Genomic DNA, 9192 nt, shown 5'->3' on the forward strand with positions numbered 1-9192 from the left:
GCGGGCCGATCCCGGTCCTCGCAGCCGCGACGCGGAACGATCGGGCCGCCCGGCCGTCGACGGGATGCCGGCGCGCCCGGCCCGGCCAAGTGGAGCGCGCATGCCAACGGAGAGCGCATGAAGCCCATCCTCACGCTCACCCTCAACCCGTCCGTGGACGGCTCGGCAGAGGCCGACACCGTGCGCCACACGCACAAGATCCGCACCTCGAACGAGCGCTACGATCCCGGCGGCGGCGGCATCAACGTCGCGCGGGTGCTCGTCGAGCTCGGCGCCGAGGCCTGCGCGGTCTACGCCGCGGGCGGCGCGACCGGGGGCGTGCTCGACACGCTCGTCGCCCAGCGCGGCATCGCCTTCACGCGCATCCCGATCCACGACGACACGCGCATCAGCCACGTCGTGTTCGAGCGCTCGTCCGGCAAGGAATACCGCTTCGTGCCGGAGGGGCCGCTGCTGCGCGAGGGCGAGTGCGCGGCCGTGCTCGCCGAGATCGAGGGCCGCGACGTCGACTGGATCGTCGCTTCCGGCTCGCTGCCGCGGGGCACGCCGCCGGGCTTCTACGCGCGCATCGCCGACATCGCCGCCGCCAAGGGCGCGAAGCTCGTGCTCGACACGTCCGGCGCCGCGCTCGCCGACACGCTCGCGCACGGCGGGATCCATCTCGTCAAGCCGAGCCAGGGCGAACTCGAGAAGGCGATCGGGCGACCGCTGGCGGACGCCGAGGCGATCGGCGCGGCGGCGATGGAGTTCGTCGCCGCCGGCAAGGTCGATCTCGTCGCGGTGACCCTCGGCCACGAGGGCGCGATCCTGGCCTCGCGCGAGGGCGTCGTGCGCGAGGAAGTTCCCCGGGTGGAGGTGCGCTCCGCGGTGGGAGCGGGGGATTCCTTCGTCGCCGGCATGACCTTCGGCCTCGCGACCGGCCTCTCCCCGCGCGAGGCCTTCGTGCTCGGCATGGCGGCGGGCACCGCCGCGGTGCTGACGCCCGGGACGGAATTGTGCAAGCGCGCCGACGTCGCGCGCCTGCGCGCGGAGATCGGCGCGTGACGGGACGCGAGACCGCGAGATCGACCACAGCGAGCGAGGAACCGGACCGGATGAAAGTCGTCGTCTTCAGCGCCAAGCCCTACGACCGCGCCTTCCTGCACCAGGCCGCGCGCCCCCTGGGCCACGAGCTCGTCTTCGTCGAGGCGACGCTCACCGCGGACAGCGCGGTGCTCGCCGATTCGGCGACGGCCGTGTGCGTCTTCGTCAACGACCATTGCGACGCCGCCGCCCTCGAGCGGCTCGCGGAGCTCGGCGTGCGGCTCGTCGCGCTGCGCTGCGCGGGCTTCAACAACGTCGACCTCCAGGCGGCACGGCGCCTCGGCATCGCGGTGGCGCGCGTGCCGGCCTACTCGCCGCACGCGGTGGCCGAGCACACGCTCGCCCTCGTGCTCGCCTTGAACCGCAAGATCCACCGCGCCTACAACCGCGTGCGCGAGGGCAACTTCGCGCTGGAAGGCCTGCTCGGCTTCGATCTCCAGGGCAAGACCGTGGGGATCGTCGGCACCGGCCAGATCGGCGCCATCGCCGCGGGGCTGTTCCAGGGCTTCGGCTGCACGGTGATCGCCCACGACGTCGCCGAGAACCCGGACTGTGTCGCCCGCGGCATCGCCTACGTGTCGCGCGACGATCTGTTCGCACGCGCCGACATCGTCTCGCTGCACTGCCCGCTCACCCCGCAGACCCGCCACATGATCGATGCCGACGCGATCGCGCGGATGAAGCGCGGCGTGATGATCGTCAACACGAGCCGCGGCGCGGTGATCGACACGCCCGCCGTGCTGGCGGGGCTGAAGTCCGGCCGCATCGGCAACCTCGCGCTCGACGTCTACGAGGAGGAGGGCGACCTGTTCTTCGAGGACCTGTCGAACACCATCCTCGGCGACGACGTCTTCGCCCGGCTCCTCACCTTCCCCAACGTGCTGATCACCGGCCACCAGGCCTTCTTCACCAAGGAAGCGCTCGGCAACATCGCCGAGACGACGCTCGCCAACATCGACGCCTTCGCGAGGACCGGCGCGCCGCTGCACGCGGTGTCGGTGGAGAAGATCGCGGATTGACGTCCTTCCCCGCAGGGGCACGTCGGTTCACGCGTCGCGTCGCGTGCGCCGCGTCAGAACCCCGTCTCGATCCTGCCGTAGACGCTCTCGGTGAAGGTGAAGAGCTGGGCGCCCATGAAGGGGGCGGTGACGAGGATCATCAGGAGGATGGCGACGATCTTGGGGATGAAGGTCAGCGTCATCTCCTGGATCTGGGTCAGCGCCTGGCCGAGCGCGATGACGACGCCGACCCCCATCGCCACGGCGACCGCCGGGCCGGAGGCGACGATGACGGTCCAGATCGCCGCCTGGACGAGGTCGAGCGCGTCGACCGCGTTCATCAGGCGAGCCTCACGCCGGGGCCGACGAGCAGCGTCTCGCCGCCCGAGAGCGTGGCGAGCGGCCCCTGGTCGGTGAGGCGCACGCCGGTGATCTCGCCGGAGACAGACCCGTCCGCGGAGGTCGCGGTGCGGCCGATCAGGTCGCTCGCCTGGGCGAGCGAGGTGGCGGAGAGCAGGCCGTCGAGCTTCTTGTTCGTCATGATCGCCTGCTCGACCATGGAGAAGGTCGCGAGCTGGGCCACCTGCTCGGAGGGATCCATGGGGTTCAGGGGGTCCTGGTTCTTCATCTGCGCGATGAGCAGGCGCAGGAAGCTGTCGTAGTCCATGCTGCCGGCGCTGGTGGCGCGGGCCGCGCCCTCGGCGGGGGCGCCGGGCTGCGCGGCGGTGGCGGAGGCGACGTCCATCTCTCGGGCTCCGGTGTCGTGGCGGGTCAGGCGGCGCTGCGGCGCGCCGCAGGCAGGGCGAGGATCGCATCCTCGGCGGGGAAGAGCGCGCGCAGGGTCTTCATGGCGTCGAGCCGGCGGCCGGCCGCCATCTGGTCGCGCACCGCGAGGAGGCCCTGGAGGATCTCCGGGCTCGCGAAGGTGCGCAGCGCCGCGGCGAGCCAGCGCTCGAACAGCGCCTGCGCCTCGCCCGCGGCCTTGGGGTCGATGAACGTCGTCTGCACCGCGAAGTAGAGCTGGCGCAGCGGCGTCGTCGTCTCGTCGGGCTGGAGCACGTGGCTCTCGAGCAGGAAGGTGGCGTCGTTGAGGATCTCGAGCGTGGTCTTGCGCTCGGCGCGCACGACGGCCCCGTTGATCCACACGCGCTCGCCGGCGCGCAGGGACAGGCGCATGGTGCGGCTCATCGCAGGCCCTCCGCGATCGTCTGGTTGATCTCGATGATGGCGGTGAAGTCCTCCGTCTGGCCCATGCGGATCGCCTCGGCCTCGCGCATGACCCACAGGCCGATGGAGATCAGGTCCGCGCGCAGCTTCTGCGGCAGGTCGTTCTCGGCGCTGGCGAGGTCCTCGATCAGGATCGCCCAGAGCTGGCGCGTGAAGTGCAGCGCCTCGACGGTCTCGCGCGAGGCGGCACCCGCCGCCTGCGCCCGGCGCAGCAGGCCGATCGCCTGCTCCACGGCCTCGCGCTCGCGCGCGCGCGTGTCCGAGAACGTGTCCTCGACGATCTCTGCATAGGAGAACTGGTACATCGTCGCCTCTTTCGGTTGGGCGTCAGAGGTAGTTGAGCAGGCTCATCTGGCGGATGCGCGCAGTGAGCGAGTAGGAGACCTCGACCTGGGACATCAGCGCGTTGACCCGCGTCGCTGCCTCGAAGGGATCGACGTTCTCGAGGCCCGTCACCTGCCGTGTGAGGATGTCGCGCTGGATGCCCATGCGCTCGGTGGCGTCCGCGACGCGATTCTGGGCGACGCCCAGGCGCGCCTGGACGGTGGTGACGTCCTGCATCGCGCCGCCGACGAGCCCGATCGCGCGTTCGACCAGCTCGCGGTAGGCGGGCTGGGCGAGCCCGTCGCCGCCGAGCCCGACGAGCATCGTATAGGCCATGGCGAGGTCGCGGAACGGCTGCTCGTTGGCGTTGGCCGAGGTGGCGATGACCTCGTTGCCGGAGATGCGGCTCGACAGGTTCTCGTCGGACGCGCTCGACCAGATCGTGCCCCATTGCGGATCGGCGAAGAGCGGCGCGAGCTGGGTGTCGACGAAGGTCGCCATCTGCGCCTGGGTGATGCCGGCGACCGCGGGATCGTCCTGGTCGAAGCCGAAGAAGCCGAGGAAGGCCGCGTCCACCGCGAGCTTCGCCGGCGAGGCCGGCGGCCCGGCGTAGTCGGCGAGCGGCGGCGTGTCGGTGTCGATGCCGGCGAAGAGATACTGGCCGTTGAGGTTGGCGTTGAGCGTGCCGACGAGCCCCTTGAGGTTGAGCTCCGCCTGCGGCGCCACCACCTCCGCGGCCTGGGCGTTCTCGCGCACCGCGATGAGGACGCCGAGGAAGTCCTCCGCCGTGCCCTGCACGTTGGAGAGCGCCGCCTGCATCGTGTCGAGCCGCGCCGAGACGAGCCCGTTCGTGTCGAGGATGGTCTCGATGCGCGCGAGCTCCTGGCGCAGCTCGACCGATTGCCCGGTGCGCGCGCCGAGCTTGAGCCCGACGTCGGCGTGGCGGCCCGAGGAGAGCTCGTGCGACGCGCGGGCGAGCTCGGACTGGCTCTTCACCAGCGAGAGGCGGGTGGCGTTCGAGACGCCCAGCGTGGAGACGAAGGAGGTCTTCATCGGATCTCACCTCACGGCTTGCAGGAGCGAATCGAGCATCGCGTCGACCGCGGCGATGATCCGCGCCGAGGCGCCGTAGCTGCGCTCGAGCTCGAGCATCAGGGCGAGTTCCTCGTCGAGATTGACGCCGGTCGCGTTGGAGAGCGCCTCCTGGGTGCGTTCCAGGAAGGTGACCTGATAGGCCGCCTCGGCGTCGGCCTGCTTGCGGGCGGCCTCGAGCCAGCCCACCGAGCCCGCCGCGAAGCGCGCGAGCGTCGTGTCGGGGTCGACCCCGGCGGTCGCGTCGAAGGGCTGCTGTGCGCCGAGCGTCCCGAGGAGCCCCTGGAGCCGGCCGGAATACGACGCGGCGTCGGCGGGATTGTAGTCGTAGGCCGCACCGTTGATGCCGCCGTCGCGGATCGCCGTCAGGTCGCCGCCCTGCGCCGGGTCGACGCCCGGATTGACGCGGATGCGCGCCGAGAGGTTGTCGATCGCCGCCGTCCCCGGTGGCAGCGCGGGGCCGCCGTCCCAGGTGAACAGCCCGGCGAGCGGCGCGAGCACCGGCGGATCGTTGAGCCGGTCGGTCTCGGCGGTGGCGAGGATCAGCCCGCGGGCGATCTCGTCGAGCTGCTTCTGGTAGACGCCGCTCGTCTCGTCGCGGAGCGTCGCGTGTCCGAAGAGCGCGCCGGACTCGATCGCCATCGTGGCGTTCGGCCCGGTGATCGGAACCCCGTCCGCGAACACCGCCGCCCCGTCGATCCCCGCATCGTAGGCGAAGGTGCGCTCGAAGGTGACCGCCCGCGCCGTCTTCTCGAAGAGGGTGACGCCGGAATCGGTGTAGATCACCATGTCGTTGTCGCCGCGCGTGATCGTCGTGACGCCGATCTCCTGCGACAGCTCCGTGAGGATCCGCGCGCGGGTGTCGAGGTGGTCGGTCACGTCGCTCCCCGCCGCCGTGCCGGCGACGACGGCGCGGTTGACGGTTTCGAAGCGCGCGAGCAGGTCGTTGATCGTGCCGACCGAGGTCGCCATCTCGGCGTCCGCCGTGGCGCGGGCGCCCTGGACGGTCCGGGTCGCGAGGTTGAGCCGCTCGGCCAGGTCCTGCGCGCGGCCGAGCACGGCGCCGGCGAGGATCGGATCGCTCGGCCCGTCGGCGTGCATCTGCAGCGCGTTCTGGAAGGCGCCGAGCGCGCCGGCGACGGAGAAGTCGTCCTGCGGGTCGCCGACCGTCAGGGCGAGGCGCCCGAGCCCCTCCAGGTGGGCGGTGCGTGCCGCCGCGTCCGAGCGGGCCTCGAGCATGCGGGCGTAGAGCGCCTGGTCCTGCGCGCGGCCGATCGAGGCCACGTAGGTCGAGCCGAGCCCGGTCGTCGCCACGTTCGCGGTCTTGCGCGAGTAGAACGGATCGTTCGCCCCGGTGATGTTGCGCGCCGTGATCGCCGTCTGCTGCGAGGTGACGGAGAGCGCGGTCTGGGCGGAGTTGAGCGCGAGCGAGAGGGACATCGGGGGGCCTCGGTGCGAGAGGACGCCGTCGGCGACGACGGCGCCGGCGCGATCAGCGCTTCAGGTTGACGAGCACGTCGAGCAGCTCGGAGCCGGTCTGGAAGACCTTGGAGTTGGCGGTGTAGCTGCGCTGGCTCTCGATCATCGAGGTCAGCTCGGCGGCGAGGTCGACGTTGGACTGCTCGAGCGCCCCCGAGACGATGCCGCCGAGCCCGCCCTGACCCGCCGCGCCGAGCTTCACGTCGCCGGATTCGAGACCCAGCGAGTAGACGTTGCCGGCCTGCGGGATCAGGTTGTCCGGGCTCGTCACGTCCGCGAGCGGCAATTGCCAGGTGGCCCGGCGCTCGCCGTTCTCGAACACGGCGTAGACGATGCCGTCGTCGGAGATCTCGACGTCGCGGATGGCGGAGGGCGCGTTACCGTTCACCGAGGCCCGCATCACCGTGTAGTCGGCGCCGACCTGGGTCATCTGCGAGAGGTCGAGGGCGAGCGGCTGGCCGCCGGGAATGGCGATGTTCAGGGCCGGCGCGCCGGTGACCCGGCCGTTCGCCGGGTCGAAGGTCAGCGCGACCGTGTCGAGCGGGCCGGCGCCGTAGGGAAAGCCGCCACCGGCGGGGGCGTCGGCACGGTTGAACACCGTGGCTTCCCACGTGTTCGGCCCCGTCTTGGCGAAGTAGACGTCGAGCACGACGGCGTTGCCGAGGTTGTCGTACGCGACGAGCGACGAAGTCGCCTCGTAGGCCGCGGTCGCGGCGTTGCCCGAGGGCAGCGTCGCCGGGGCGGCGATCGCGTCGGCGTTGGAATCGAGGTTCGCGGCGAAGGTGCCCGCGGTCGAGGCGGTGGCCTCGAGCGCCGTCTGGCCGATGTTGACGGCCTGGAGGCCCTGGAGGTCGTTGACCACGATCGCGGGCGTGGCGCCGTCGATGCGCTGGCCCATCAGCTTGAACCCCGCCGCGTTGACGAGTTCGCCCGCGCCGTTGGGAACGAAGGAGCCGGCGCGCGTGAGGTAGGGCGTGCCGTTGCCGTCGGAGACGACGAAGAAGCCGCGGCCGTTGATCGCGAGGTCCGTGGAGGACGTGGTGAAGACCTGCGCCCCCTGCTGGCTGATCGCGTGGCGCACGTGGGGCGTGACGCCGCCGGAATTGTACTGGCCCGAGGAGTTGCCGAGGATCAGCGAGGAGAACTCGGTCTTCGCGCGCTTGTAGCCGTTGGTGTTGGCGTTGGCGATGTTGTCGGCGACGGTCGCGAGCTTCGACGACTGCGCCGCCATGCCCGACACGCCCGTGCGCATCACTCCGTAGAGGCTCATGTCCGCGTCTCCGTGAGGCAAGATGAGGGTCCTTGCCGAGGATGAGACGCTTTCGAGCTTGCGCGTGGCTGGCGGTGGGGGCGGAACGGTCGGCGTCGGCCGTCAGGCCTCGTCGCGCAGGAGCCGGCGGATGACCTTGCCGGTCGTGGTCAGCGGCAGGCTGTCGCGGAAGACGATCTCGCGCGGGTACTCGTGCGCCGAGAGCCGGGTGCGCACGAAGGCGCGGATGTCCTCGACGAGCGCGTCCGACGGCACCACGCCCTCGCGCGCCACCACGAAGGCCTTGACGATCTGCGTGCGCACGGGGTCGGGCTTGCCGACGACGGCGGCGAGCGACACCGCGGGATGGCGAAGCAGGCAATCCTCGATCTCGGCGGGACCGATGCGGTAGCCCGCCGAGGTGATGAGATCGTCGTCGCGCCCGACGAAGCGCACGTAGCCGTCGGCGTCGGCGACGCCCTGGTCGCCGGTCGTCATCCAGTCGCCGACGAACTTCGCGCGGGTCGCCGCCTCGCGCTTCCAGTAGCCGAGGAACATCACAGGGTCGGGGCGGCGCACTGCGATCTGCCCGGGCTCCTCCGGGTCGCAGACCGTGCCGTCCTCCCGGATGACGGCGACGACGTGGCCCGGCACCGGCTTGCCGATGGCGCCGGCACGGGCGACGCCGATCGCGGCGCAGGACGAGAGCACGAGATTGCACTCCGTCTGGCCGTAGAACTCGTTGATCGTCAGCCCCAGCACCTCGCGGCCCCAGGCGAAGGTCTCCGCGCCCAAGGCCTCGCCGCCGGAGCCGACGGTGCGCAGCGCGAGGCCCGTGGGAGGCTTTCCGGCGGCGCGCAGCATGCGCAGAGCGGTCGGCGGGATGAAGGCGTTGGCGATCTCCTGCTCGACCAGCAGCCGCCACGCGGCGTCGGGCTCGAACTTCTCGAACTTGCGCGCGACCACCGGCACGCCGAAGTGCAGGCCCGGGAGCAGCACGTTGAGGAGCCCGCCGGCCCAGGCCCAGTCCGCCGGCGTCCACAGGCGATCCCCCGCCTGCGGCAGGAATTCGTGATGCATCCGCACGCCCGGCAGGTGGCCGAGCAGGACCCGGTGCGCATGCAGCGCGCCCTTGGGCTGGCCCGTCGTGCCGGACGTGTAGATCATCATCGCCGGATCGTCGGCGGCGGTGTCGCGCGCAGTGAAGTCGGGGCTCGCGGCCTCGAGCGCGGCGTGGAAGGAGGCCGCCTCTCGCCCGGGGCCGGAGATCGCACCGTCGACGCAGAGTACGCAGGCGAGGTCCGGCAGGTCGAGGCCCGCGATCTTGTCGAGCCCCGCGCCGGTGGCGATCAGGCCCTTGGCGCCGGCGTCCGCGAGGCGGTAGCCGAGCGCGTCGACGCCGAACAGGAGCGCGAGCGGCAGGGCGATCGCGCCGATCTTGTAGAGCGCGACGTGGGCGACGGCGACGGCGGCGGATTGCGGCAGCAGGATCGCGACCCGGTCGCCGGGGCCGATGCCGCCGGCGACGAGGGCGTTGGCGAGCCGGTTCGAGGCCTCCCGCAGACGCCCGTAGCTCCACGGCACGACCGCCCCCGCGCCGTCCACCTCGACGATCGCGATCCGGTCCGGCGTGACGGCGGCCCAGCGGTCGCACACGTCGACGCCGATGTTGTAGCGCTCCGGCACGCCCCAGCGGAACGCGCGCCTCAGGCTGTCGTAGTCGCGGGCCTCGTCGAGCAT

General features: G+C 71.7%; 10 protein-coding genes. 2 read left to right on the top strand and 8 right to left on the bottom strand.

Going from position 1 to position 9192, the window contains the following annotated elements; all coding sequences use genetic code 11:
* Positions 1-117 precede the first annotated feature (117 nt).
* Together AB9M23_RS10930 and AB9M23_RS10935 are read left to right on the top strand one after the other, a co-directional pair.
* Positions 118-1044 carry a 1-phosphofructokinase family hexose kinase gene (locus tag AB9M23_RS10930; RefSeq protein WP_372424573.1) on the top strand — a complete coding sequence of 309 codons (927 nt, stop codon included), beginning with the start codon at positions 118-120 and terminating at the stop codon, positions 1042-1044.
* A gap of 50 nt (positions 1045-1094) precedes the next feature.
* The gene (locus AB9M23_RS10935) at positions 1095-2102 is read left to right on the top strand and encodes a 2-hydroxyacid dehydrogenase (RefSeq protein WP_372424574.1); all 1008 of its coding nucleotides are present in this window, start codon (positions 1095-1097) and stop codon (positions 2100-2102) included.
* Positions 2103-2155: 53 nt separating this feature from the next.
* On the opposite strand, the gene fliQ is transcribed toward AB9M23_RS10935, so the two are convergent.
* The 8 genes from fliQ to AB9M23_RS10975 all read right to left on the bottom strand — a co-directional run bounded on the left by fliQ (position 2156) and on the right by AB9M23_RS10975 (position 9192).
* Positions 2156-2422, bottom strand: a complete 267-nt coding sequence (fliQ, locus tag AB9M23_RS10940) for a flagellar biosynthesis protein FliQ (RefSeq protein WP_372424575.1) — start codon at positions 2420-2422, stop codon at positions 2156-2158.
* Positions 2422-2826 (bottom strand): flagellar hook assembly protein FlgD, encoded by a 405-nt coding sequence (flgD, locus tag AB9M23_RS10945; protein WP_372424576.1) that lies wholly within the window; start codon positions 2824-2826, stop codon positions 2422-2424. The genes fliQ and flgD overlap by 1 nt, the downstream gene beginning before the upstream one ends.
* A 26-nt stretch (positions 2827-2852) precedes the next feature.
* The gene (gene flbT, locus AB9M23_RS10950; protein ID WP_372424577.1) at positions 2853-3269 is read right to left on the bottom strand and encodes a flagellar biosynthesis repressor FlbT; all 417 of its coding nucleotides are present in this window, start codon (positions 3267-3269) and stop codon (positions 2853-2855) included.
* Entirely contained in the window at positions 3266-3613 is a 348-nt protein-coding gene (gene flaF, locus AB9M23_RS10955) for a flagellar biosynthesis regulator FlaF (RefSeq protein ID WP_372424578.1), read from the bottom strand. The genes flbT and flaF overlap by 4 nt, the downstream gene beginning before the upstream one ends.
* 22 nt (positions 3614-3635) lie before the next feature.
* A complete protein-coding gene (locus AB9M23_RS10960; RefSeq protein ID WP_372424579.1) occupies positions 3636-4685 on the bottom strand; it encodes a flagellar hook-associated family protein in 1050 nt (349 codons plus the stop codon).
* A gap of 6 nt (positions 4686-4691) precedes the next feature.
* Positions 4692-6164, bottom strand: coding sequence for a flagellar hook-associated protein FlgK (gene flgK, locus AB9M23_RS10965; RefSeq protein ID WP_372424580.1), 1473 nt, complete (start codon positions 6162-6164; stop codon positions 4692-4694).
* 52 nt (positions 6165-6216) lie between these two features.
* Positions 6217-7473, bottom strand: a complete 1257-nt coding sequence (locus AB9M23_RS10970; protein WP_372424581.1) for a flagellar hook protein FlgE — start codon at positions 7471-7473, stop codon at positions 6217-6219.
* Positions 7474-7575: 102 nt separating this feature from the next.
* Positions 7576-9192, bottom strand: a complete 1617-nt coding sequence (locus AB9M23_RS10975) for an AMP-binding protein (RefSeq protein WP_372424582.1) — start codon at positions 9190-9192, stop codon at positions 7576-7578.

Origin of the sequence: Salinarimonas chemoclinalis (genome assembly GCF_041514305.1) — a bacterium.
Lineage (GTDB): Bacteria > Pseudomonadota > Alphaproteobacteria > Rhizobiales > Beijerinckiaceae > Salinarimonas > Salinarimonas chemoclinalis.